This is a genomic window from Frigoribacterium sp. Leaf8, assembly GCF_001421165.1.
Classification (GTDB): Bacteria; Actinomycetota; Actinomycetes; order Actinomycetales; family Microbacteriaceae; genus Frigoribacterium.
This window is the reverse complement of the sequence record NZ_LMKB01000003.1, coordinates 1-24,125: the sequence shown is the minus strand read 5'-3', so window position 1 is coordinate 24,125 and position 24,125 is coordinate 1. Positions and strand designations below refer to the sequence as shown.

Sequence of the window (24,125 nt, the reverse complement as noted above, 5' to 3'; positions counted from 1 at the left end):
CGTGCCCACACCCCCACTGCCCTCCGGTGCCGGCCTCAGCCGACGCACCCTCCTCGGCGGGATCGGTGCCGCCGGGGCGGCGCTCCTCCTCGCTGGCTGCGCCCCGTCCGGCTCGGGCCGCGGGCGCACCGAGATCACCTTCTACGCGACCAAGCCCGAGGCGATCCCGTACTTCTCCGACCTGGTCTCGCGGTTCAACGAGTCGCAGTCGGCGATCCGGGTGATCCACGACTCGACCTCGGGCATCTCGGCCGGCTTCGTCCGGGGCAACCCGCCCGACGTCGCGGCCTTCACGTACAACCTCGAGATGGCCCGCTTCATGGAGCGCGGGGCGTTGAGCGACCTGGGCGACCTGCCCGAGGCAGGCACGATCCGCCCCGAGGTGCAGGAGCTGGTCGACCAGTACGCGACCTACCCCGGCCGGACGAGCGTGCTGCCGTACTCGATCACCGCCGCGTCGGTGATCTACAACCAGCAGGTCTTCGCCGACCTGGGCGTCGAGGTGCCGACCACGTGGGACGAGTTCCTCGCGGCGTGCGACACCTTCACGGCGGCCGGCGTCACGCCGATCTACAGCACCTTCCGCGAACCGTGGACCGTCGCGCAGGGCCTGTTCGACTACACGACCGGCGGGTCGCTCGACGTCGCGGCCTTCTACGAGAAGATGAACGCCGAGGGCACGAGGGTCGGCCAGGGCGGCTCGGTCTCGTTCGAGAAGGACTTCCGCGAGCCCGTCGAGCGCATGGTGCAGCTCGGCCGGCTGTCGAACGCCAACCGCAACAGCCGCGGCTACGGCGACGGCAACCTCGCCATGGCCCAGGGCGAGGCGGCGATGCTCATGCAGGGGCCGTGGGCACTCGGTGAGATCACGAAGGCCAACCCCGAGGCGAAGGTCGGGACGTTCCCCCTGCCGATGACCGACGACCCCGCCGACCGCAAGGTGCGGGTCAACCTCGACCTGGCCCTGTGGGTGCCCGAGCAGTCGCGCAAGCAGGACGCCGCCCGCGAGTTCCTGACCTACCTGATGCAGCCCGAGATCCAGGACGCCTACAACCGCGACTTCCTGGCGTTCGGCACCACGAGGTCGGCCCCCGCCGTGACCGACGAGCGCATCGTCGGCATGCAGGGCTACTACGACGACGCGCGGTTCTACCAGGGGGCGTCCAAGGCGATCCCGCTGACGATCCCCGCCGAGAACTACGTGCAGGGCATCGTCACGGGCGCCAGCGTCGAGGGCACCCTGCGCACCATGGACGCCGACTGGCGCCGCCTGGCACTCCGCGCATGAAAGCGATCGACGGCGCGGACCGCACCACGGCCCCGGCCACCCCGACCACCGCCCAAGTCGAAGGAGACCCGATGGCCACCACCACCCCCACGGCCGCGCGAGGCGCCCGCACCTCGCTGAGCGGCAGCACGACCGGCAACCCGCGGCGCCGCGGCAGGCGCGTCGACCCGGTCTTCTACTTCTTCCTCGTGCCGACGCTCGTCCTCTTCTCGCTGGCGATCACCCTGCCGGCCGTGATGGGCGTGTTCTACAGCTTCACGAACTCGATCGGCTTCGGCGAGTTCGACATGGTCGGCGTCACCAACTACCTCGCGATGGCGACCGACCCGGCGATCCTCGGCTCGTACGGCTTCACGATGGGCTTCGCGCTGGTCACGGTGATCGCCGTCAACGTGATCGCCCTGCTGTTGGCGATCGGCCTGACCTCGCAGATCAAGGCGAAGACCGCGCTGCGGGCCGTCTTCGTGATCCCCATGGTCATCTCGGGCATCATCATCGCCTTCGTCTTCCAGTTCCTCTTCTCGAACTCGTTGCCGGCCCTCGGCGCCTCGCTCGGCATCCCCGGGCTGCAGGACAGCATCCTCGCGAACGCCGACACCGCCTGGATCGGCATCGTCGTCGTGACCGCGTGGCAGGCGATCCCGAGCACGCTGCTGATCTACATCGCGGGCCTGCTCGCGATCCCCGGCGAGGTGTACGAGGCGAGCAGCCTCGACGGCGCCTCGGGCTGGAAGCAGCTGCGGTCGATCACGCTGCCGCTCGTGGCGGGCTACGTCCTGATCAACACGATCATCGGCTTCAAGAACTTCCTGAACTCGTACGACATCATCGTCGGCCTGACGAACGGCGGCCCCGGCACGTCGACCCGCAGCATCGCGATGACGATCTTCACGGGCTTCACCGGCGGCGACTACGCCTACCAGATGGCCAACGCGACCATCTTCTTCGTGATCGCCGTCGCGATCGCGCTCGTCCAACTCCGGATCACCCGCGGAAAGGCGGCCGTCTGATGGCGAACACCGCACTCGTCACCCCGGCCGCCTCGGCGGCCCCCACCCCAGGAGGCACGGGTCGCGACGCCGACGCCGTCACCCGTCGTCGACGCGGTCGCGTCGGTCGGGAACGCCCGAACCGCCTCGTCACCGTGCTGCTGGTGCTCGGCACGATCACCGTGCTGATCCCGATCTACGTCACCGTCACGATGTCGCTCAAGACGTCGGCGCAGGCCGTCGACGGCAACGCGTTCAGCCTGCCGGCACCGATCGACTTCTCGAACTTCGCGACCGCCTGGCAGCTGACCGACTTCCCGCGGGCGTTCGGCATCTCGACCCTCGTCACGGCCGCGACCGTGGTCGGCACGGTCGTGCTCGCCTCGATGGCGTCGTACGCGATCTCGCGCAACTGGGACCGCAAGCTGTTCCGCTTCTCGTTCTTCTACCTGCTGGCCGCGATGTTCCTGCCGTTCCCGGTCGTCGCGCTGTCGCAGATCAAGTTGACCGGCATCGTCGGCCTCGACAACCCCGCCGGCGTCGCGCTGCTGCACGTCATGTTCCAGCTGTCGTTCTCGATCCTGCTGTTCACGGCGTTCCTCCGGTCGTTGCCCGAAGAGCTGGAGGAGAGCGCGCGGCTCGACGGCGCCACCACCTGGCAGGTCTTCTGGCGCCTGGTCTTCCCGCTGCTCGCCCCGATGAGCGCCACGGTCGGCATCTTCGCCTTCCTGGCCTCGTGGAACGACTTCGCGATGCCGTCGCTGATCACCGCCGACCCGTCGCTGCAGACCCTGCCCGTGCTGCAACAGATCTTCCAGACGCAGTTCAGCAACGACTACAACGTCGCCTTCGCCTCGTACCTCATGGCGATGGCCCCGGCGATCGTCGTCTACCTCTTCACCCAGCGCTGGGTGATGGCGGGCGTGACGCAGGGCGCGATCAAGTAGGCGTCCGTCGGGGACGCGACCCGCGCCTCCTGACCCCCAAGGCAACCCACCACCCCCGAGAGGACCTCGCTCCACGATGACCGACACGCTCCGCACCGCACCCTCGACCGAGCTGCTGACCGACGACCCGACCTGGTGGCGCCAGGCGGCGGTCTACCAGATCTACCCCCGCAGCTTCGCCGACTCGAACGGCGACGGCATCGGGGACCTGCCCGGCATCACGGCGGCGGTGCCCTACCTGCAGCGGCTGGGCGTCGACGCGGTCTGGCTCAGCCCGTTCTATCCGTCGGCCCTCGCCGACGGCGGGTACGACGTCGACGACTACCGCGACGTCGACCCCAAGATCGGCACGCTCGCGCAGTTCGACGAGATGATCGACGCGCTGCACGCGGTCGGCATCCGGGTGATCGCCGACCTCGTGCCGAACCACTCGTCCGACCGGCACGTCTGGTTCCAGGAGGCGCTGGCCGCTCCCGCCGGATCGCCCGCCCGGGCGCGCTACATCTTCCGCGACGGTCTCGGCGAGACCGGCGAGCTGCCGCCCTCGGACTGGACGTCGATCTTCGGCGGCCCGGCCTGGACCCGCGTCGCCGACGGCCAGTGGTACCTGCACTCGTTCGCGAGCGAGCAGCCCGACTGGGACTGGGACAACCCGGAGGTGCGCGAGGACTTCCTGACCACGCTGCGCTTCTGGTCGGACCGCGGCGTCGACGGCTTCCGGGTCGACGTGGCGCACGGGCTGGCGAAGAGCCTGCCCGAGGTGCTGCCGTCCACGGCCGAGCTCGAGGCGCTGCCCAAGGCCGACGGCGACCACCCGCTCTGGGACCGCGACGAGGTGCACGAGATCTACGCCACGTGGCGTGAGGTCTTCGACGAGTACGACCCGCCGCGCATCGCCGTGGCCGAGGCCTGGGTCGAGCCGTCGCGCCGTGCCCGCTACGCCAGCGCCGAGGGCCTGGGCCAGGCGTTCAACTTCGACCTGCTCGAGGCCGACTTCGACGCCACGCAGTTCCACGACATCATCACGTACAACCTCGACGCCGCCGAGGCCTCGGGCTCGTCCACGACCTGGGTGTTCTCGAACCACGACGTCGTCCGTCACGCGACCCGGTACGGCCTGCCCGCCCTCGACGGTCGCGACGTCAAGCAGGGCGCCGAGTGGCTGCTCTCGGGCGGCACCTCGCCCGAGGTCGACGTCGAGACCGGCCTGCGTCGGGCCCGTGCCGCGTCGCTGTTCATGCTCGGCCTGCCCGGTTCCGCCTACGTCTACCAGGGTGAGGAGCTCGGGCTGCCCGAGGTCGCCGACATCCCCGCCGACGAGCGCCAGGACCCGTCGTTCTTCCGCAACCCCGGCGTCGACATCGGTCGGGACGGCTGCCGCGTGCCGCTGCCCTGGACCCGGTCGGGCCCGTCGTTCGGCTTCGGCCCGGGCGAGGCGCACCTGCCGCAGCCCACGTGGTTCGGCGAGTACTCGGTCGAGGCCGAGGAAGCCGACGCGACGTCGACGCTCGCGCTCTACCGGGCGGCCCTCGCCGCGCGGCGCGACCTGCAGACCGACGAGACGCTCGACTGGCTGCCCGTCGACGGCCGCGACGACGTGTTGCACCTCGTCCGCCCCGGCGGATGGCACGTGGTGTGCGTGTTCGGCACCGAGCCCGTCGACCTGGCCACGCTCGGACTGGGCTCGGGCGAGGTGCTGGTCGCGAGCGGGCCGCTGACGGATGCCGGGCAGCTGCCGGGCGAGACGGCGGCCTGGCTGCGCGGCTGACGGCGGCCTGGGCTGCGCGGCTGTTGTCGGCCTGGCCGCGCGGCTGACGTCGGCCGCCGCCGGCCGGGAGGAGCGGGGCCGGTCAGGCGGGGACGTCGTCGCCGGCCGTGGAGCGGCGCTGCTCGACCTCGGCCTCGAGCTTCGCCAGACGGGCGAGCCGCTCGTAGTGCTCGGCCTCGCGGTCGAGGTCGGCGAGCTGCTGCTCGGTGCTGCGGACGCGGTGGTCGAGCGTGCGGGCCGCGGCCTCGTGGTATCGGCTCTGGTCGCGGGGTCCGATCTGCTCGACGCGGCTGCCGTACTCGCGGCCCGCGGCGAACCAGACGATGCTGCCGATCAGCGGCAGGAACAGCACGATCATGATCCACAGGCCCTTGGGCAGGTGTCGCACGTCACCGTCGGGACGCGTGACGATGTCGACGAGCGCCCCCACGATCAGCAGGAGGGGCAGGGCAGCCAGCACGAAGGTCACGGCCCGAGGGTAGGGGGTGCCGCCTGCCCGGCGGAAGCCCCGCGAGGAGGGGTGACCGCACCCCCGCCTGTGCCGCGTTCTGGGTGTGACGGGCCCTCCGGACGGTCGGTAGCGTCACCCGCATCACGGCGAGCGACCCCGGTCAGGAGGTGCGGTGCCGGTCGACCACGAAGGGTGCAGCTCCTGAAAATTCGCCTCCACCCCTGGTCAGCGGGCGGCTCTGATCGTAAGGTGGGTCGGTCCGCCCCATCGAGGAGAACCGTGAGTCGACGCGCCGTCCGTCCCAGGAAGCGCTCATGACCGACCCCTCGAACACCCGCGAGACCGCGGTGCCGGCCGAGCCGACCTCGCCCGTCGAGCAGACGCCCGGTGCCGCCGTGCCGCTGACCCGCCGCGAGGCCCGCGCCCTCGAGCGCGCCGCTGCCGCCGCTGCCGACGCTGGTTCTGCCTTTGCCCCGTCGTCCGCTGCGCCCGTCTCCGCCCCGTCGTCCGCTGCGCCTCCGACTGCTCCGGTCGCTGCCGCCGCTCCTGCTGCGCCCGTCTCCGCACCGTCCTCCGCTGCTCCTGCGACCAGCCCGGCGATGAACCCGGTGTCGAACGATGCACCCACGAGCAACCGGGTGCATGGTTCGGAAGTGGGTGCGACGGCCACCGAGGCGGCACCCGCGACCCGTGTCGCGCGCCGACCGCGCCCCTCCGTGCCGGCCGTGCTCCGTCGGACCCGAGAGGCCGGCCGCCCGAACCCGAGCCCTCGGGCGACCCCCGGCCGTTCGCGGCTTCGGGCCGTCTCGTCGCGCGTCCGTGCGGCGACCTTGCCCGTGCTCGGCGTCTGCGCCGTCATGCTCTTCTTCACGTCGAACCTCACCCCCGCCTCGGCGAGCGACCTGGGTGGGTCGAACATCCCGACCGCCGGTGCCGCGCCGATGCCGACCCAGACCCTCGCGGCGTCGCTCGTGGTGCTGACCGTGTCCGACCGCGACGCCTTCGGGGTGACCGACGCACCGCCGCCGCCGCCTCCGCCACCCGAGCCCGAGCCCGTCGTCACCTCGAAGAACGTCGCGGGGTCGACGAACTCCTACCGCGCCTCCTCGGGGGCCGGCACCATCGTCAACTCGGGCATCGGTGACATCCGCTGGCCGTTCCCGGGCTCGGTCGTCCTCAGCTCGGGCTTCGGTCCCCGTGCGGCTCCGTGCGCGGCGTGCTCGAGCATGCACATGGGCCTCGACATGACGCCCGGCGGCGGCACCCCCATCGGTGCCGCGGCCGCGGGCGTGGTGCGCACGTCTGGCATGCACGGCCAGTTCGGTCAGTACGCCGTGATCGACCACGTGATCGACGGGCAGCGCGTCAGCACCCTGTACGCGCACATGCAGATCGGTTCGAGCCCGCTGGTCGCCGGGCAGACGGTCCAGGTGGGCGAGCTGGTCGGCAAGGTCGGCCGCAGTGGTGTCGCGACCGGCGAGCACCTGCACTTCGAGGTGCTGCTCGGCGGCACGACGCAGGTCGACCCCAAGGCCTGGCTCGAGGCCAACGCCGGCCGCACGCTCTAGCCAACAGCGACGCCTGACCGACCGGAACGCACGGTACCTCCGTCCGTCCGGTTCGTCGACACCGGTCCATCGGAACGGCCCGTCCTGCACGAACTCGCCCGCCCTCGCGTGCGTCGGCGCCCACCCACCCCGTGCCCGGTGTCTCAGGCCCCGCGCCTCAGGCCCCGCGCTTCACGCAGCGAGCCTCAGGCCGCGCGACGTGCCTCGCGCCAGGCCTGCACCTCGGCGGTGAGTTCGGCCTTGCGGCCGGCGTCGGCGAACGACGCCTCGACCGAGTTCGTCGCCAGCAGGGCGAGCATGTCGTCGTCCAGCCCGAGCACGTCGCGCAGCGCCTCGTAGTTGTCGCCGACGTAGCCGCCGAAGTAGGCGGGGTCGTCGCTGTTGACGGTGACGAGCAGCCCGGCCTCGAGCATGCGGGGCAGCGGGTGCTCGGCCAGGTCGGACACCACCGCGAGCCGCAGGTTCGACAGTGGGCAGACGGTGAGCGGCACCCGGTCGGCGACGAGGCGGGCGACGAGGGCGTCGTCCTCGAGGCTGCGCACCCCGTGGTCGACGCGTTCGACGTGCAGCAGGTCGAGGGCGTCCGTGACGTACGACGGCGGGCCTTCTTCGCCGGCGTGGGCGACGACGTGCAGCCCGAGCGCGCGGGCACGGTCGAAGACGCGGGCGAACGCGGCGGGCGGGAACCCCACCTCGGAGGAGTCGAGCCCCACCCCGATCAGGTCGGAGGCGCGGTGCGCGACGGACTCGAGGGTCGCGGCCGCGTCGCCCACCGGCAGGTGCCGCAGGAAGCAGAGGATGAGCCCGCCCGTGATGCCGAACCGCTCGCGTGCCTCGCCGAGTGCCTGGGTCAGCCCGTCGATGACCTCGTCGACGTCGACGTCGCGAGAGGTGTGCGCCTGGGGGTCGAAGAACATCTCGACGTGACGCAGCCCTTGGGCGTGGGCGCGTTCGAGGTAGGCCCAGGCGAGGTCGTGGAAGTCCTGTGCGGTCTGCAGCACGGCCGTGCACGCGTAGTAGAGGTCGAGGAACTCCTGCAGCGAGCCGAAGGAGTACGCCGCGCGCAGCCTGTCGACCGAGGCGAAGGGCAGGTCGACGTCGTTGCGGTCGGCGAGGGCGAAGACGAGCTCGGGTTCGAGCGTGCCCTCGACGTGCAGGTGCAGCTCGGCCGTGGGCGGCGTCGCGAGCACGGTGCCCGAGAGGGGCGAACCCGAGAAATCCGTACCCGAGGAGCTGGTGCCCGACAGGGGCGACCGAAGGTGGTCGCTGCTCGTCGGGGTCGTGCCCGTGAGGGGCGTGCCGGGCGCGGGGGCCGCGGTCGTCGGGGAGGTGTCGATCGCCGTCATCGGGCCACCGTAGCGGCAGCGTGCCTCCCGACGAAGCCCCGTGCACGATCGTTCACCGTCCCGTCACCCGGCGACCGTCTGGGGACGAGACGAGGAGGCGCGGGGCGGTTCGTCGAGGACGCCACCCGCGCCTCCTGCCCGGACGTCGAGGAGGCGCGGTGCGCGACGACCGCACACCGCGCCTCCTGCAGGTGGCTATGCCGTGAGCACGACGGCGAGCGTCTCGGGCTGGTCGTGCCCGGTCCACGTGCCGGTGAGGACCTCGACCCCGTGGTCGCCGCTGTGGCCGCCGGTCGAGGCGAGGGCGCCGGCGTCGTGTCGACCGAGGACGCGGGCGACGACGATGCGGACCGCCGCGCCGGTGACGACCGTCCGGCCCTCGACCTGGTCGACGGTGAGGCGGTCGACGTCGGGCACGGGGGTGCCCGGGGTGCCGCTGCCGACGACGGTCGAGTTCGGCTCGCGGACCTGTCGCTCGCCGTCGACCTCGAACCAGGCCTCGGCCTGGGTGCCGCCGGTCAGCACGGCCGTCGCGAGGGCCGCGGCCCAGACCGGGTCGGCCGTGCCGTCGTAGACCCACCGCGTGCCGAGAACCGAGTGCTCGGTCGTCCCGACGAGGTGGTCGTCGGCACCGGCCAGGGGAGCGTCGCGATACGTGAGGGGCACCTGCAACTGCACGCCGTCGGGCGTGGCGACGATGATCGTCTCGACGCCGACCTCGCCCGCCGGGTCGTCGAAGCGGAAGGCCGCGACGCTGCGCAGGCCCTCGTCGGCCGTGCCCTCGGACCGGGGTGGGCCCTCGAACCACGGCTGGGTCGGCACCCAGGCGTCGAGCAGGTCGATCTTGGAGGGGCTCATGCCGGCCCGGTGCAGGTGTGCCATGCCGTCGATCGTAGGGCCGACCACCGTCACCGTCGGTCACCGCCACCACCACGCCCCGACACCGCCGGCGGCACGACCCCGACCGCGCCCCGACGCCTCCAGTAACGCGACACCTGTCGTGCGTTCTCCAGCGGTCGGGCGTAGCCTGCGGCCCATGAAGGCACTCCAGTACGCCCAGGTAGGTCAGCCCCCCGAAGTCGTCGAGATCGAGAAGCCGTCACCCGGCCCCGGGCAGGTGCTGCTGAAGGTCACGGCGGCCGGTGTCTGCCACTCCGACGAGTACGTCATGAGCCTCGGTGAAGAGGACTACACGGCGCAGGGCTACCCGCTGCCGCTCACGCTCGGGCACGAGGGCGCCGGCATCGTGGCCGAGCTCGGCGAGGGCGTCGAGCACCTGCAGGTCGGTGACGCGGTCGCCGTCTACGGCCCGTGGGGTTGTGGCCGTTGCCACCAGTGCGCCCAGGGCAAGGAGAACTACTGCGTCAACGCCGCCGCCGAGGGCATCAAGCCTCCCGGGCTCGGCGCTCCCGGGTCGATGGCCGAGTACATGATCGTCGACGACCCCCGCCACCTGGTGCCGCTCGGCGACCTCGACCCGGTCGAGAACGTGTCGCTCACCGACGCCGGCCTCACGCCGTACCACGCGATCAAGACCTCGCTGCCGAAGCTCGGCGCCGGCACCTACGCCGTCGTCATCGGCACCGGAGGCCTCGGGCACGTCGGCATCCAGATCCTGCGGGCGCTCTCGGGTGCGCAGATCATCGCGCTCGACGTCACCGACGAGAAGCTCGAGCTGGCGAAGCACGTCGGTGCGCACCACACGGTGATCAGCGACGAGCACGCCGCCGACGCGATCCGCGAGATCACCGGAGGCCTCGGCGTCCAGGCCGTCTTCGACTTCGTCGGGGCGAAGCCGACCATGGCCACGGCGGTCGCGGTCGCCGCGGCGGACGCCGACGTGACCATCGTCGGCATCGGTGGCGGCACCGTCGAGCTCGGCTTCGGCACGATCGGCTACGACGTCGCCGTGCGCATCCCCTACTGGGGCAGCCGCAGCGAACTGATCGAGGTCCTCGACCTCGCCCGTGCCCGTCAGGTCGAGGTCGCGACGCAGCGCTACTCGCTCGACGACGGCCCGAAGGCCTACGAGGCCCTCGCCGCCGGCACCGTCCGCGGCCGGGCCGTCATCGTCCCCTGACGCGACCACCCCGAGGAGGCGCGGTGCCGGATTCCGCGCACCGCGCCTCCTGCAGGTCGCGGCGGCCGATCGGCCGCACCTGACCCCGTCGTCGCGACGGGGAACGGGGTCCTGGCGCCGGCGAGCACCGCAGGAGTGAGCGTCGACACGTTGTGGCTGGGAACGCTGTGTGGCGTGATTTCGACGATGCTGTGTGGCCTAGCTCGCCCTGTCGGCGTGGCCGGTCGGGTCAGGGCTTGCCGTGCTCGGCGTGTGCCTGGTCGTGGGCATCGGGGTGGTCACCCATCATGCGGAGCATGGGCCATGAGCCGCTGCGGGTGAAGACGACGAGCAGGAACGCCGCGACGAGCAGGAACACGATGTTGAGCCAGGTGGTGTAGTTCCAGCTGATCGAGGTCGTCACGATGGTGAGGTGCCGGTTCGTGGGGACGAGGTGCAGCGGGGTGAAGAGCAGTTCGACGGCGTAGCCGGCGAGGACCATGGCGCCGTAGAAGATCCCGGTGATGCGGAGGGCTGCTCTCCAGCCGTAGTACTTCCGGTAGATGATGATGATCGGGATGATGATCAGGTCGGCGAAGATGAAGCTGATCACACCGCCGAAGCTGATCCCACCGTTCCAGAGGACCGCTGCGAGGGGGACGTTGCCGACGGAGCAGACGAAGCTCACCATCGCCAGGATCGGCCCGATGAGCGGGTCGATCAGGAACGCGAGCGTCGGGTGTCCATCGAGGAACAGTGCTTGCAGCCACGCCTTCGGGACCCAGGCGTCGAAGGCGCCGGCGATGAGTAGCCCGATGACGATGTCGCGGATGACGGATGCCCAGTCCATGACGAAGTACTGCGACACGCTCGTGAGCCCGGGCCTCGAGAACAGTCGCCGCCAGAAGCCCTGGTCGCCCTGCACGGACATGTCCATGGCTGCATGGCCCTCCATCGCGCCGGCGAGTCCCTTGTCGGCCTGTTCGCGGGCGGCGTCGACGATCTTCCCGCGCATCCAGAGCCGGAACCCGAGGGCGATGAGGATGATCATCAGTGGTCCACCGACGAACTCCGCTGCGGTGAACTGCCAGCCCATGACGAACGCGAGGATCAAGCCGAGCTCGACGACGAGGTTCGTGGAGGCGACCTCGAACGCCATGGCCGACGACAGGCTCGCGCCCTTGCGGAAGAGCGTCCGTGCGAGGGCGACGGCGGCGTAGGAGCAGGACGAGGACAGTGCGCCCAGGCCGGTTGCGACGCTGATCGCTCGGGGGGAGTCGTCGCGCATGAGCTTGGTGATCTGGTCGGTGCGGACGACGGCTTGGATGACGCCGGAGAGAGTGAAGCCGAGGATGAGGGGCCAGAGGATCTCCCACCCCATCGAGCCGGCTGCTACCAGGGCGTCACCGACTGCGTTGATCACGAACACGTACACCTGCTTCTTCACGTCGCGGGCATGTTCTGCAGCGACAGGGTGGTCACAAAGGGGGGAAGAACCGGTCTCGGGCCGAGGCGGACTGCGTTGCCCGCCTCGACCCTCGACTGGTGTCACGTGGACGCGAGCATGTCCTTCATCTGCGTGATCTGCTCGGTCTGGCTCGACACGATCGACTTCGCCATCGCGACCGCGTCGGTGTTCATGCCCTTGTCGACTTCGCTCCTGGCCATGTCGACGGCGCCCTCGTGGTGCTGGACCATCTGCTGCAGGAACAGCTTTCCGGCGTCCTTTGCGGATGCCTGGTCGAGGTCGGTCATGTCGGAATCGGACATCATCCCGGACATGGAGTGCCCCGACTCCGTGGGCTCACCCCAGCCCTGCAGCCAGCTGGCGAGCTGAATGATCTCCGGACCCTGCTCGGCCTTGATCTGCTCCGCCAGGGTGGCGACGTCGGGGTCGACACCGTCGCCCTTGGCGAGGAGCGCGTCGCTCATCTCGACGGCCTGCTCGTGGTGCGGCAGCATCATCTGCGCGAACATCACGTCCTGGTCGTCGTGCGCCGACGCGGCCGAGCTCGACGAGGCGGACGAGCCCGCGTCGGAGCTGCTGTCGTTCGTGGAGCAGCTCGCGAGGGTCAGGCCGAGGGTGAGCGAGGCGGCGATCGCGAGGGTGCGCGTGGTCGTGGTGGTGTGCATGGAAGGTCCATTCCCGTGGATGCGTCAGCTGGTCCGGGCAGGCGGATGCCTCCCGGTTCTGGGCATGCGGGAGCCGCCCTGCGGCGGTGTGGTCCCGCAGGGGGCGGATCAGATGCGGATGATCTGCAGTGCCGTCAGTGACGGTGGTTTCGGTGCTGCGATGTGGCGCGGCAGCCGGTCAGCCAGCGCAAGCAGTCGCGACAGCAGCGCGATGACACCGCCGGTCCGTGCGCGCAGTAGCGCCCATGCGAACAGGGCGATCGTCAGCGCGCACGCCATCCCCATCAGCGAGCACATCAGCGCGCACAGGCCGCTGTCGCAGCCGGCGTCGGTGAGGACCGTCAGCACCGCGGCCGCGGGAGCGGCATGCTCCCCGTGGCGGTTTCCGACGGCATGGACGTGCTCGGTGGTGGCGGCGGGAGCTGCCATCGGGTGCTCGTGGCCGTCGGTGTGGCCGGCCATCGTGTGCATCAGGACCGTGAACCCGACCAGCAGCAGCAACGCCAGCGTCGCCGTGACCTGCAACAGCAGCCGGCGACGCGGGGAGGCGGTGGTGGCGAGCATCGATTCTTCGATCAGGACGAGGGGTGGGGGATCGTCGGGCTGCAGCGGAAGCACGTTCCGTTGCGAGGTCGACCGAATCGAACTGTACCCCCTGGGGGTATGCGCTGTCTCGGGCGGCCAGCCGATCGATCAGCACAGGGTAGGCATCGCGCGACCGTGCCGTGCCAGAGGGACATTCACTAGCCGATCCCAAGAACGACGGATGTGTGACAGCGGTGCCCTTGGTACAGGGTCGTCACCCGCGTCTGCCACCCGTTTCGCCGGGAGTGAGGACGGCTGCCTGCGACCGCCGATCTTTTTCGGCCTTTTTCGGCCGCGGATGAACTCCTGGATGAGCTGCGTCGTGTTCGTAGTAAGCGGGCTACCTGGGCCGGCGTACCAGCAGGAGGAAATATGCACAAGCGAATGACCATCACGCTCACGACGGCCGTCTTGGCCGCGGCCGCTCTCTCCGGGTGCGCCACATCTGCCGAATCATCCACGACGACCGACTCCACCGAGCCGGCCCCCGCCGAGACCACCGCGGCAGCGGCAGTCCTCGGCACCGCAACGTCTCCCTTGGGCGAAATCATCACCGACGACGCCGGGTACACGATCTACACGTTCAAGATGGACGAGCAGGACTCGGGCACCAGCAACTGCTACGACGAATGCGCCATGACCTGGCCGGCAGTCGAAGCCTCCGACACGTCCTCCCCAGACGGCATCACGGGCGAGATCGGTTCCCTCACCCGCACGGACGGGACAACCCAGCTGACCGTCGACGGCTGGCCGGTGTACCGGTTCGCGAAGGACACCGAACCGGGACAGGTCAACGGACAGGGCGTGAAGGATGCCTGGTACGTCCTCCAGCCGGACGGCACGATCAACATGGAAGCAGGCACTGAGGGCTCAGCAACCCCAGCGTCCTGATCGCGCGCGTGCCTGCCGGACAGAACTCTCCGGGTTGCAGGCCCTCGCAGCTCCACGACCCCACCCGAGCAAAGGAGCCACAAGGCAGTGCTCATCGACATGAAAGCAGAGACAGTGGGTGCGAATGCGTCGACTCCTTCCGCTCAGACGGTGAACCCATGTCCTGGCCATGTCGATGGCATGAGGTTCGACCGCTGGTGCGCATCGGCGTTTCCCGTTGCGCTCGCTACAGGCACGATGAAAGGCGGTCCTGGATCAGGCACTGGCCGGACTTCACCGGCGCGAGGCGGTGAAGGTCATGACCCGAGCCAGTGACGAGCTCTTGTCGGCATTGTTCGAGTGCCACGGCGGGGCGCTTCGCCGTTACACACACAGCCTCACTCGGAACGCGGCGCTGACCGAGGACATCGTTCAGGAGACGATGCTGAGAGCATGGCAGCGTCCCAAGGTGCTGGAGCTCGACAAGGATGCTGCTCAAGCGTGGCTGTTCACCGTCGCTCGGCGCCTCGTCATCGACGACGCACGATCTGCCCGGAGTCGACGAGAAGTGGCAGCCCCTGGCGAGGGAGAAGGCGCTGCTCTCGATCGCACTGATGCGGTCCTGGACAGCATCATGGTTGCGGACGCGCTGGCGTCGCTCTCCGACCAGCACCGTCAAGTCGTCGTCTGTGCGTACTTCGCTGGTCAGAGCATTCCTGAAATTTCGAGACGGCTTGGCATCCCAGAAGGAACCGCGAAATCGCGGCTCCACTACGGGTTGCGCGGGCTGAGGCTAGCCCTCCAAGAAAGGGGCGTCACACGATGACTGAGCATCCCGATCACCAAGCTCACGAGGACCGTTACCAGGACTGGGACGCGTCCTACGTCCTCGGAGCGCTCCCCACCGATGAACGTCGCGAATACGAGCAGCACCTCAGTACCTGCGCCAACTGCCGTGAAGCGGTGACGGAACTTGCGGGTCTCCCAGGCATCCTGAGCCAGATCTCGCCGGAAGAGGCCCTTGCCATCCATTCACCTCTGGGTTCGGACGACACTCCGGCGCCATCAGAAACGTTGTCGCTGATGGCCCACCGCGTCCGCAAGAGTCAACGCCGCCGCCGAGGAGTCATGGCTCTCGCAGTTGCCGCTGCTGTTGCTGCCGCCGTCTTCGGGGGGCTCGCCGTAGGCGCAAGAAACGACGTCGGCCCAGCGACGGCCCAGATGACGTTCCAGCCAATGGACCCCGGAACCGACTCCACCACCCTTACTGCGGGTCTGCAGATCGAGGAGAAATCTTGGGGCACGAGGCTCGATTGGAACTGCGACTACGGCGCGGACGCGCCAGACAACTCCGGATACGAGCTCGTGGTCACACAAACGGACAACACCACGCTCACCGTCGCGACGTGGGACGCAGCCGGCTCGCGTGCCGCAGATCTGTCTGCGTCGACAGCCATTCCCAGCCTGAAGATCGCGAGTGTAGAAATCCGCTTGAAGGGATCCACGGTCGCGTTGGCTCGGCTAGACACCTGAGTACCTCGCGAACGAGACGCCCGTTAGACGGTCGTTGACCGGGCGGTGGTTGCGCGGCCGTCCCCGTGTGATTGCTAGGGGTGTTCGAGGTAGTTGGTCTGGTCGAACCGGATGCCTGAGGCTCGGCTTGGGAGCGCGAGCATGACGATCAGCGCGGCCCATCCAAGGATGGGGATGAGGGCCAGGAAGAACCAGCCTCCGCTGAGGTCGGCGTCATGGAGTCGGCGCCAGGTCACGGCGAGGGACGGGACCAAGGTTGCGAGACCGAAAAGCGTTGTCAGGACGTTGGGTGCGTCCCAAGTGACGGGTTGGTTGTAGATGTAGGTGGCGTCACCGGTCAGGGCGGCGCCGAGTAGGCCCATGGCGAGGCTGAAGGCCACGTTGATGAGTCCCCACCACCAGAATTCGGCTCGGCCGGCACGGCCGGAGAACGTGGCGTATTTGCGGAAGAACCGGCTCGTCGCGACGGGGAGCGAGGCTCCGTAGTGCGGCAAACGAAGCGGGATCGTGCCGAGGGGGTCTTGTTCGTGCATTCCGTAGCCGATGGGGTCAGGCAGGCTCACGTCATTCCTCCGTCCAGTCCAACACGGTCAGGGAGGGCCTAGAGGTGCTTGAAATTGAGCTTGGCAACGCTGCCGACAATTAGTGGCGTCCCGGCCATCCCGGTGAGCAGTCTCGCAGGCTCTAACTACCGCACGAGAATGTCTTTCTGAGGTATACCCCAGTGCAACAGTCCGTAGACAAGACGACGCGCGTGGCGTTAGGGCGTGCTTTGAACCCTTCGCAACAGGTGTGTGTCAGGGTCTAGGAATGGTGCGGCACAAAACGCAGGTAGTGGCGTATGTCCGGGTGAGCTCGGTCGATCAGAACCTTGGCCGGCAGCTCGAGGCCGTCGGCGACGTCGACAGGGTCTTCGACGAGACGGTGTCGGGTGGGTCTCGATCGGACCGGGTCGCACTCACGGACTGCATCCGGTATGTCCGCGAGGGCGATGTCGTGAAGGTTGCGTCGATGGACCGGCTGGCCCGGTCGCTAGGGGATCTTCGCGAGATCGTGGACGAGTTCACGGGCAAGGGCGCCTCAGTGGTCTTCGTCAAGGAGCAGCAGACCTACAGCCGTGACACAGACGATGCGATCGGCCGGCTGATGCTGAACCTGCTGGGGGCGTTCGCGGAGTTCGAGCGGACCCTGATTCGTGAGCGGCAGCGGGAAGGCATTCGTCTCGCGCAGGCGGCCGGCAAGTACAAGGGCCGTGCACAGAAGCTCACCGCCGAGCAGCTGGTGGACGCGCGCCGGCTGATCGAGTCCGGGGTTCCAAAGGCCAAGGTGGCCCGGGATTTCCAGATCGACCGGACGACTCTCTACCGGGCTCTTGCTCGGACTCTTGCGGTAGGTCCGGTGGGGGAGTAGGGCGGCCCACGCGTTACAGGGCGACGGGCGCGTCGCCCCCCGAGCCTTTGAAAGGCAGGCGGCAACACGAGGCGACGCTCGCAGGTAGCGCCGAAACAGTTGGGATGCTCTACACGGCGAACCCGGCACCGCATAGGAGACAGTGGTGTGGGACCGCCGCATCCTCGGGTACCTTGACGGGTTCCCATGGGTGGCAAGGTGGAGCGACGATGACCATATCGTCTGGCTCGACTAGAGGGTCAGGTGGCAACGGAGCGTGGTGGGTCCCGTTGCGGGTGAACGTAATTCCACTCTTCCGAGAGCTCTTGAAAGCGGAGGCGAGCATGTCGGCTACTGCTTCAGGCGCCGCTGCGGCGACAACGGCTTCTTGGTGCTCAACCTGGGCCTGTGTGAACCACTGGTCCGGAGCAGCGGATCGCCCACACCGCGGACACCAGTAGATGTCCTCGTAAACGAATCCGTCTGGCGCATTCTCGGTTTGTCCGTGGTGCCACTTGAATTCTTGCTCGCAGTTCGGGCACTCGCGCCGGAGATATCCATCAGCGTCGAGAGGCAGTTCGTATTCGATGTTCATCCTCAACCCACCGTGTCGAAGTAGACGTCCTGAAGGAATGCGGTGCCATCTTCCAAGCGGGCACTCACTGGCAATTCGAACTGCGCAGGTCCCGATGGGCCCATCGTCTTGTTGGTAGTCCAGGCGCGGACTGTGAAAGTTTTCCCGACGGGAAGCTTCTTCAAAGGGCCACTGTCTTGCAGCTGAATGTGGCCCTCGAGCTCGTCCGGGACATGAAGCTCCACATCAAACAACGGAACGGCACCGTTATTCGTGAGGCGCACATCGTCCAGCTTGTTTCCACTGCCTGTGTGCCAACGTCCGTCGACGTGGGCACCGCGGCGCTCAGTCGACGGGAGGCGTTTTCCCATGGGGTATGCACCGCCCGGAGCCGGGGGCGCAGCGAAATTACCTTCCTTGAACCAAGACGAACCTGTCATATCGACATCGAGACCAGCAGTCCGAAGGCGCTCTGCCAAGGATTTGCGGGATGGAGCCTCGTTCGAGAGGCGCAGAACATGGCGTCCTGCTACATCGCTGAAGGGGCGCAGCGACCCAAGCTCGACCAAAATGGTCCGCTCAGGATTACGCCCCATCGCCATGCCGGCCTCAAAAAGAACGTTCGGCCGCGCTTGGCCGGTGGGCTCTGCCTCGGGGTCCGCATCGCCGTGCGCGTACTCAGACCGCAAGTAGGCGACATCGTCTGGAGTCAGGAGGACGACGACAGCTTGGCCCTGCTCGAATGCTGTATCGAGCACCTGGCCTACGTACGGCGACCCCTGCCCCGTCGCCGCGATCGCCTGGTCCCACTCGATGGGCTGCAGGGAGAGAGAACGAAGAAACGAAAACATTGCGTCCCGGGCGGCCAGGTTCCGACCATGGACAACGAACACCTTTGTTGGCATGGTCGGAGACTAACGCGTGCCACGGACATTGCGAGACGCGTAAAGACACTTGTGCGGCGAAGTGTTCGTTTGGCGCGCTGCTACTCAATTGCCCTTTAGTCGGTTGCTTACTGCGACGAGCTGCGCCACTACAGTTCCGAGGGGGGCCTACGACTGGAACGGTGGCAGTATCGCATCGAGCCCCGGCGACTAAACCGTCCCAGGCCACGTTTCTGGCTCCGGCGAGCTGCGCTCGATCAGCACGCGGATCTCCGCCTCGTGCTGACCGTCCGGGCCGCAGCTGCATGGAGAGTGTCGAAGGTGCGCAGGAACGGCCGGCGGACGCCTTTTCTAGGGGCTTGCTGAAGCCCAGCACTGACCCGATTGCGCGGGCATGCTTGCTTGCCGTGATGATCGGTTCTAAAGGCTGTAGCTAGGAACGTCCGCAGACCGTAGGGTGCGAGCATGGCTCGAGAAGAGGTGCGCCGCGCGCACATGTTGACCAAGGCTTACATCCGCGCGTGGGCGGACGGGCGCAACCGAGTGGACGTCATCGACATGGGCCGTAAGCACGGCTATGCGTCATCGGTGAACAACGCCACGGTCCGCAGTTTCGCGTACGAACCGAACGTGCTGACTCGCGATCTCGAGCAGGAATACGCCGTGATTGAGAGCAAGGGGATGCAGGCCATCGCCAAGCTCCGGGGTGAGGACCCCACAATGGACGACGAGACCGTGGCCGCCTTGATGGCATTCCTCGACATGCACCTCGACCGTGGGCGCTACGCCGATCAAACGGAAGTCCGCACGCCGGCCGTCCTTCTGAAAACGGACGGGACGACGGAGGACGTGGAGTTTAACGTCGCAGACCGGCTCCTGCTCTCTCAGTCGATGGAAGACGTCATCCGCTTGAAAGCGCTCGGCCTCGAATCGTGGGGGTGGCAGATTCTTCCTGGTGAGTTCGTCACTGGTGACGGGGCCGTCCTGCTGTTTCGGGAGACCGAGGGTGCCGAGGTGTGCACAGTCGCGTTCCCGCTTTCACCGACGCAACTTCTCCTAATCGGGAAGCCGTTCGACGGTCCGGTGGCTCTAAATCCGCTCGTTGCGAGCAAGAGTCGACGGTGGCTAGTTGGTCGGCCGGGGTCGCTGCGGAAGGGCATCCTCGTCCCCGTTGACGAAGTGGAGGCGGTACTGGCCGACGACCCAGAACTCGCCTCCGCAGATTGAGCAACCGCATGCTTTCGGGGAGCCTCAGTGGAAACCTTTCTACGGGCTCCGCGGCCAGCGATTACGTCCTGCTGTTCGCGCGGACATGGACCGAACGACTCGCCGACGAGTTGCCGGCTGCGATATCGGCGAGCACGCGACTGGTCGAGGATGATCGTGCCTTCGGCCGCATGGAGGACTGGAGTCCGTCTGAGGATGCCGTCGCACTCTCGTTCCGGCGAATGTGGGCGGCCAACGCATCTGTCGTGTGGACGGGGTATCAGGCGCAGCGGTGGCTCCGCCGCCTTGCGCGGGAGCTCGGCGAAGAGCCGCCGGAGGAGGTCCCCTTCCTCAAATCTCTGCGCGACGCGCTCGAGCACCTAGACAGCGCACTGTTCGACGACACCGGAACCGCGGTGACGGATCCCATTGACCGGCGCCAGACGGGCCTCAAAAGGATTGGCGGTCTGTCTGTGCAGTCCTGGAATCCTGGCGGGCCGCTGTTCGCGCTCGTCGACGTCGACGCGCTACGTCTTTTATCCCGCGAGCTCTCCGACCGCCTGAAGGGGCTGCTGGACGACATGGCCGAGGACTACGTGGTGCAGGCGGAGATAGACCGCATGCGCGGCAAGTAGCCAAAACGGAGCCGACCCTTCGCATTAGCGGGGAGAGGCATTGCCTTCCGCAAACGGACCGCTTGGGCCGCACCACGGGCGTCCGTTAGTCGGTCGTTCATCGGGACACCTTCTAGAGCTGTCCAGGGCCGGTTGAGGTCAAGTGGCGCCTGGCCTGCGGATTCGCGTATGCCTGTCCCGCAAAAATGCCCGGTGACGGGGGTCTGAACGCTACAGTCGTCGAATGCTCATCGGATACGCCCGCGTCTCGACCTCGGGGCAGGATCTCGCAGCACAACGTGACGGTCTTGCAGTACTTGGCGTTGACGAGCAACACGTCCATGTTGACCACGGCCTCTCGGGCACGACTCGAGCGCGGCCCGGACTCCGCGAAGCTTTAGCTGCGTGCCGTGCCGGCGACGTCCTGGTCGTCACCAAGCTCGACCGCCTCGCCCGCTCACTGCGCGACGCGACAGCCATCGCGGACGAGCTGACCAAGAAGGGCGTCGCGCTGAACCTCGGGGGAGCGGTCTACGACCCCACCGACCCTGTTGGCCGGCTCCTGTTCAACGTCCTCGGCATGGTGGCCGAGTTCGAAGCCGACCTGATCCGTGCCCGCACCCGCGAGGGCATGGCGATCGCCAAGGCCGCCGGCAAGCTCCGCGGCCGCAAGCCCAAGCTCACCCCCTCGCAGGAGAAGCACCTCGTGCAGCTCCACCGCACCGGCGCCCACACGACGAGCGAGATCGCTGAGCTCTTCGGCGTGGCCCGCTCGACTGTCTATCGTGCGGTTCAACGAGGGGAGCAGCCCTGATGTGGTTCCTCAAGCCGGGCAAGGCGAGAACGAGACCGTTGGTCGCGGAAGACGACGCTGTTGTCGACCATGGCGGATTTGTGGAATCTGAGGTGACCGATCGGGACGTGATCGCGATCCTGCTGCTCGTCGCGCTCACACGAGACGCCGATGAATGGTGCGGCCCTGAGCTTGCCGTCGCTTGGCTGATGGCGAGCCATGACAGCTTGAACATTCGCCTTCTCGCTGGAGAGTCCAAGAGCCTGCCTCCCAGCGAGAACCTTCGATACCTCCTCGCGATCGGGACCGATCTAGGGTTGGCCACCGACGATGACGAGGGGGGCCGGCGTGCTCTGGTTGTCGAGAGTCTGCGCTTGATCGCTGGCCGCAACAACAGGCTTCTGCAGCTTTCGGAAGCCTTGCGAGGATTCAGTTCCAGATTCAGGGATGACACGTGGGTGCCTGGGGTCGAGGCCTTGCTGATCATGAGCCGTGTCGACGAGCTACCACCAGAAGAGAGGGCGGATCTCATGGCCACCGAGGCCGCCGACTTGCTCGCCGTGCCCGGGCCCTTGCATGAGTAGCGCCAGAAGACCGGGCAGGCGCAGAGGACAGAAGCGCGAGATGGGCATGTCGCAGTAACCGATCCGGCTACGCGACCCCTGGCGCTGGGCAGGGCGCTCAGTAGTCGATGTCGGTAGAAAGGGCCCATGGACTCTGTTGCCCAGCCACCCGTAGGCACGCCGTGGCATCAGGCGACCTTCGGTGCTTCCTTCGTCAGGTTTTGGCGAGGCTACGCCATCTTCCGAGGTAAGGCAGCTCGGGCCGAGTTCTGGTTCTGGGCATTGTGGTGGTTCCTCATCAGCCTCGTCGCCAACATCGCCTTCGGGGCAGGTGTGCTGACGTTGCTCACGGACCCGTCAGGCCTAGCCGCACCGCCGCTCCAGGTCGAGCAAGCCCTCGAAGCCTTCAACCCGTTTCCAGTGTGGGGCTACCTCCTCTCTATCCTGCCGCTCGGAGCACAGATCGCCTTGGGCATCTTCACCGTCTTAGCGCTCGCGTCACTCATGCCCTGGATCGCGATCAGCGTTCGACGCCTGCACGACACCGGCAGATCGGGGTGGTGGGTACTCCTGGCTGCCGTGCCGCTAGGCAACGCCGTGCTCGCGGTCCTTCTCGCCCTGCCTTCAGTCGATAGGGCACAGGCGGTGCGATGAGTCGCCCGTCGTCCCAATAGACGGCCGCTCCCCGGGCACTTCCTCACGGCGCATTACGGGCGGGCGACTCCTCGCGGAACTCTTTGATCTCGCCGTCGGCGTCATCGCGACGGAACGTGCTGACGAGCGTGATGGGCCCCACGAGATTCGCGTTGAGTTCGTCGAGGCGTTCCGCCGGGATCCAGTACTCAAGGATGCTTCGCCCACCCACCTGCTGGACATCGAAGCCCTCGAGGAAGCTTCGACGCACCGAGAACCGAGTGACATGGCCAACGCCCGAGGCCCTCACATTCCAGTCTCGGGCGATGCGCGCAGCGTAGTCCACGTTCAACACCGGGTAGAAGATTGGCTGATCCGGCAGTCTCGGGGGCCACAGCGACCAGCCACTCGCCTCGACGAGCTCGAGTTCCTCCGGGCCCGTGGGCCGCCAGAGCACGACGCTGCTGTCAGCCTCCGTCCGTGTGGTCATGAGAACAGGATGCTGGATGGAACGCTCATTTCCTATCTGTCTATCCGTCGACGTGGGCGAGCGCCGACCAGGCTCCTCCACGGCGCCCGATAGGGGATCGGCTAGCGGACCGCCTCGTCGCCTGGAGAGCCCAAGGTCGTAGCGGTGTTCGCGGTCGCGTCACCTGTCCTCCCTCGATCTGCACGGGCCTGCCGACGCTCTCTCGCCTCAGCATCCTGGCGCTTCTGGGTAGGACTGGTTCTGGCAGTCCCGAGGATGGCCATCCCGAGCAGGGCCAGCACGATGATGAGGGCCACTGGGGCGATGACGATCGAGAGCACGGCGCCTCCGAGAAGTAAGTGATGTCTGAAGTTAGCGAACTTCGACAGCGTGGTCGAGGCGGAAGGGCGGGGCCCGATAGGGGATCGACTACGGGGACGAGGACCCGGCTGGAGATCACCGAAGTCGGCGAACCAGATTCACAACGAGCAGGACCGCGTCAGCCGCCATTCCTGCCGAGCGCCGATCACCGTTCCTGCGGTGCTTCGTAGCCTGCGCGAGCTCGATTGCCGCGCGGACGACTTTGCGCAGCTCGGCGTTCTCGGACCCAGGTAGCTCGACCTCGACCACGCGGCCAAGGCGGGACTTTGTGTTGGGCACCGGCGGTTCATCGGTGCCAGGTTCGCCGTGGCGGGTGTGCTCGTATGAGGCCGAAGAGAGCGCCTCGAGTGCGGCCACGGCGTCGTTCCCAACGTTTGAATAGTCCTGCTCTGTTCGAGCAGCCTGGAAGTGTCGCCGCATCTCGTTCAGCTCCTCGTCCACGCGTTGCCAGCCGGTGGCCTTCCGCGGCGAGATGGGATCGGCCAGCGCACCGGCAAGCGAATCTGTCTCACGAGCGTCGAGCATCTCGTGGAGCGTGTCGAATTTGTCGTGGAGCATGTCGCGTCTGGCCTGCCAGCTGCCGTGACCGTCATTTGCCCGCCAGTACTTGCGGAACGTCTCGTAGTCCCGGAACGGCGGATCGAAGGTGTCAATGCCAAGGCGCTCGAGGACCGCCTTTAGCGCACGGAGAAGTAGGCGCGAATCGTCATTGCTCAGCGGCGACCCATGGGTGCCATAGGCCTCGTACTCGTCGTGTACGACTCGAGCTAACGGCACCGCGATCTCGATGTCTCCGTGCGCCGGGTTCGGGCCGTCCAACAGTCCCTCGAGGAGATCCACATCTATCGCGGACTGTTGCGTCACCTCCGAGCCCCAGGCGTTAGACACCACCTCCTCACCTGGACGATAAAAATCCCATGTACGCATGCGCTCACCCTAGCCAGCGTTATTTGCCGGCCGGCTGGCCGCTCCGAGCGACTTTCTGAGCGTGTTCAAGCCTCAGGGCTCGTCCGAAAGGGGATCCTCTACCGAGGAACCACCTCGATCTCTGCGTCGGGTGTCGGCGGGACGGACAGCGCCCA

The 24,125-nt window shown here is 67.7% G+C and carries 25 protein-coding genes; 15 read left to right on the top strand and 10 right to left on the bottom strand.

Annotated elements, in window-relative coordinates; all coding sequences use genetic code 11:
* Position 1 precedes the first annotated feature (1 nt).
* The 4 genes from ASL10_RS04105 to ASL10_RS04090 all read left to right on the top strand — a co-directional run bounded on the left by ASL10_RS04105 (position 2) and on the right by ASL10_RS04090 (position 4,992).
* Positions 2-1,288: an ABC transporter substrate-binding protein gene (locus ASL10_RS04105; protein ID WP_200922566.1), complete on the top strand. Its 1,287-nt coding sequence runs from the start codon at positions 2-4 to the stop codon at positions 1,286-1,288.
* A 71-nt stretch (positions 1,289-1,359) separates the two neighbouring features.
* A complete protein-coding gene (locus ASL10_RS04100; RefSeq protein WP_082460176.1) occupies positions 1,360-2,298 on the top strand; it encodes a carbohydrate ABC transporter permease in 939 nt (312 codons plus the stop codon).
* Positions 2,298-3,224, top strand: a complete 927-nt coding sequence (locus tag ASL10_RS04095; RefSeq protein WP_056044699.1) for a carbohydrate ABC transporter permease — start codon at positions 2,298-2,300, stop codon at positions 3,222-3,224. The genes ASL10_RS04100 and ASL10_RS04095 overlap by 1 nt, the downstream gene beginning before the upstream one ends.
* Positions 3,225-3,300: 76 nt before the next feature.
* Positions 3,301-4,992 (top strand): glycoside hydrolase family 13 protein, encoded by a 1,692-nt coding sequence (locus ASL10_RS04090; protein WP_056044697.1) that lies wholly within the window; start codon positions 3,301-3,303, stop codon positions 4,990-4,992.
* Between the two features lie 82 nt (positions 4,993-5,074).
* Here the strand turns inward: ASL10_RS04090 and ASL10_RS04085 are convergent, their stop codons facing one another.
* Complete coding sequence (locus ASL10_RS04085) at positions 5,075-5,461, bottom strand: PLD nuclease N-terminal domain-containing protein (RefSeq protein WP_056044696.1); 387 nt, start codon at positions 5,459-5,461, stop codon at positions 5,075-5,077.
* A gap of 296 nt (positions 5,462-5,757) precedes the next feature.
* Here ASL10_RS04085 and ASL10_RS04080 point away from each other — a divergent pair, with 296 nt between their 5' ends.
* Positions 5,758-7,011, top strand: a complete 1,254-nt coding sequence (locus tag ASL10_RS04080) for a M23 family metallopeptidase (protein WP_157485258.1) — start codon at positions 5,758-5,760, stop codon at positions 7,009-7,011.
* 185 nt (positions 7,012-7,196) lie between these two features.
* On the opposite strand, the gene ASL10_RS04075 is transcribed toward ASL10_RS04080, so the two are convergent.
* Together ASL10_RS04075 and ASL10_RS04070 are read right to left on the bottom strand one after the other, a co-directional pair.
* A complete protein-coding gene (locus ASL10_RS04075) occupies positions 7,197-8,357 on the bottom strand; it encodes an adenosine deaminase (protein WP_082460171.1) in 1,161 nt (386 codons plus the stop codon).
* A gap of 195 nt (positions 8,358-8,552) precedes the next feature.
* Positions 8,553-9,239: a hypothetical protein gene (locus tag ASL10_RS04070; protein WP_056044693.1), complete on the bottom strand. Its 687-nt coding sequence runs from the start codon at positions 9,237-9,239 to the stop codon at positions 8,553-8,555.
* 154 nt (positions 9,240-9,393) lie between these two features.
* Here ASL10_RS04070 and ASL10_RS04065 point away from each other — a divergent pair, with 154 nt between their 5' ends.
* Positions 9,394-10,437: an NAD(P)-dependent alcohol dehydrogenase gene (locus ASL10_RS04065; RefSeq protein WP_056044690.1), complete on the top strand. Its 1,044-nt coding sequence runs from the start codon at positions 9,394-9,396 to the stop codon at positions 10,435-10,437.
* Positions 10,438-10,666: 229 nt separating this feature from the next.
* Here ASL10_RS04065 and ASL10_RS04060 read toward each other — a convergent pair whose 3' ends face one another.
* From ASL10_RS04060 to ASL10_RS04050, 3 genes are all read right to left on the bottom strand, one after another.
* On the bottom strand, positions 10,667-11,863 hold the full coding sequence (locus ASL10_RS04060) for a permease (protein WP_199736295.1): 1,197 nt from the start codon (positions 11,861-11,863) through the stop codon (positions 10,667-10,669).
* A 101-nt stretch (positions 11,864-11,964) separates the two neighbouring features.
* Positions 11,965-12,549 carry a DUF305 domain-containing protein gene (locus tag ASL10_RS04055; protein ID WP_056044689.1) on the bottom strand — a complete coding sequence of 195 codons (585 nt, stop codon included), beginning with the start codon at positions 12,547-12,549 and terminating at the stop codon, positions 11,965-11,967.
* A 108-nt stretch (positions 12,550-12,657) separates the two neighbouring features.
* Positions 12,658-13,167 carry a hypothetical protein gene (locus ASL10_RS04050; protein WP_056044687.1) on the bottom strand — a complete coding sequence of 170 codons (510 nt, stop codon included), beginning with the start codon at positions 13,165-13,167 and terminating at the stop codon, positions 12,658-12,660.
* A 351-nt stretch (positions 13,168-13,518) separates the two neighbouring features.
* Between ASL10_RS04050 and ASL10_RS04045 the strand changes: the two genes are divergently transcribed.
* From ASL10_RS04045 to ASL10_RS15485, 3 genes are all read left to right on the top strand, one after another.
* A complete protein-coding gene (locus tag ASL10_RS04045; protein WP_162234593.1) occupies positions 13,519-14,025 on the top strand; it encodes a hypothetical protein in 507 nt (168 codons plus the stop codon).
* A 298-nt stretch (positions 14,026-14,323) separates the two neighbouring features.
* Positions 14,324-14,830, top strand: coding sequence for a sigma-70 family RNA polymerase sigma factor (locus ASL10_RS15490; RefSeq protein WP_082460175.1), 507 nt, complete (start codon positions 14,324-14,326; stop codon positions 14,828-14,830).
* Positions 14,827-15,537, top strand: coding sequence for a zf-HC2 domain-containing protein (locus ASL10_RS15485; RefSeq protein WP_082460170.1), 711 nt, complete (start codon positions 14,827-14,829; stop codon positions 15,535-15,537). Before ASL10_RS15490 ends, ASL10_RS15485 begins: the two co-directional genes overlap by 4 nt.
* A gap of 74 nt (positions 15,538-15,611) precedes the next feature.
* On the opposite strand, the gene ASL10_RS04025 is transcribed toward ASL10_RS15485, so the two are convergent.
* The gene (locus tag ASL10_RS04025) at positions 15,612-16,100 is read right to left on the bottom strand and encodes a DUF805 domain-containing protein (protein WP_056044676.1); all 489 of its coding nucleotides are present in this window, start codon (positions 16,098-16,100) and stop codon (positions 15,612-15,614) included.
* A gap of 247 nt (positions 16,101-16,347) precedes the next feature.
* Here ASL10_RS04025 and ASL10_RS04020 point away from each other — a divergent pair, with 247 nt between their 5' ends.
* Complete coding sequence (locus tag ASL10_RS04020; RefSeq protein WP_056044674.1) at positions 16,348-16,947, top strand: recombinase family protein; 600 nt, start codon at positions 16,348-16,350, stop codon at positions 16,945-16,947.
* A 576-nt stretch (positions 16,948-17,523) separates the two neighbouring features.
* On the opposite strand, the gene ASL10_RS15480 is transcribed toward ASL10_RS04020, so the two are convergent.
* Complete coding sequence (locus ASL10_RS15480) at positions 17,524-18,405, bottom strand: TIR domain-containing protein (RefSeq protein WP_082460169.1); 882 nt, start codon at positions 18,403-18,405, stop codon at positions 17,524-17,526.
* Positions 18,406-18,849: 444 nt separating this feature from the next.
* Here ASL10_RS15480 and ASL10_RS04015 point away from each other — a divergent pair, with 444 nt between their 5' ends.
* From ASL10_RS04015 to ASL10_RS03995, 5 genes are all read left to right on the top strand, one after another.
* The gene (locus tag ASL10_RS04015; RefSeq protein ID WP_082460168.1) at positions 18,850-19,611 is read left to right on the top strand and encodes a DUF4238 domain-containing protein; all 762 of its coding nucleotides are present in this window, start codon (positions 18,850-18,852) and stop codon (positions 19,609-19,611) included.
* A complete protein-coding gene (locus ASL10_RS04010; protein WP_157485256.1) occupies positions 19,608-20,225 on the top strand; it encodes a hypothetical protein in 618 nt (205 codons plus the stop codon). The genes ASL10_RS04015 and ASL10_RS04010 overlap by 4 nt, the downstream gene beginning before the upstream one ends.
* 223 nt (positions 20,226-20,448) lie before the next feature.
* Entirely contained in the window at positions 20,449-21,018 is a 570-nt protein-coding gene (locus ASL10_RS04005; RefSeq protein ID WP_056044668.1) for a recombinase family protein, read from the top strand.
* Positions 21,018-21,581 carry a hypothetical protein gene (locus ASL10_RS04000; protein WP_056044666.1) on the top strand — a complete coding sequence of 188 codons (564 nt, stop codon included), beginning with the start codon at positions 21,018-21,020 and terminating at the stop codon, positions 21,579-21,581. Before ASL10_RS04005 ends, ASL10_RS04000 begins: the two co-directional genes overlap by 1 nt.
* A 126-nt stretch (positions 21,582-21,707) precedes the next feature.
* Positions 21,708-22,214 (top strand): DUF805 domain-containing protein, encoded by a 507-nt coding sequence (locus tag ASL10_RS03995; protein ID WP_056044664.1) that lies wholly within the window; start codon positions 21,708-21,710, stop codon positions 22,212-22,214.
* Positions 22,215-22,257: 43 nt separating this feature from the next.
* Here the strand turns inward: ASL10_RS03995 and ASL10_RS03990 are convergent, their stop codons facing one another.
* Positions 22,258-22,683, bottom strand: coding sequence for a hypothetical protein (locus tag ASL10_RS03990; RefSeq protein WP_056044661.1), 426 nt, complete (start codon positions 22,681-22,683; stop codon positions 22,258-22,260).
* Positions 22,684-23,118: 435 nt separating this feature from the next.
* Positions 23,119-23,970: a hypothetical protein gene (locus tag ASL10_RS03985; RefSeq protein ID WP_157485254.1), complete on the bottom strand. Its 852-nt coding sequence runs from the start codon at positions 23,968-23,970 to the stop codon at positions 23,119-23,121.
* Positions 23,971-24,125 lie beyond the last annotated feature (155 nt).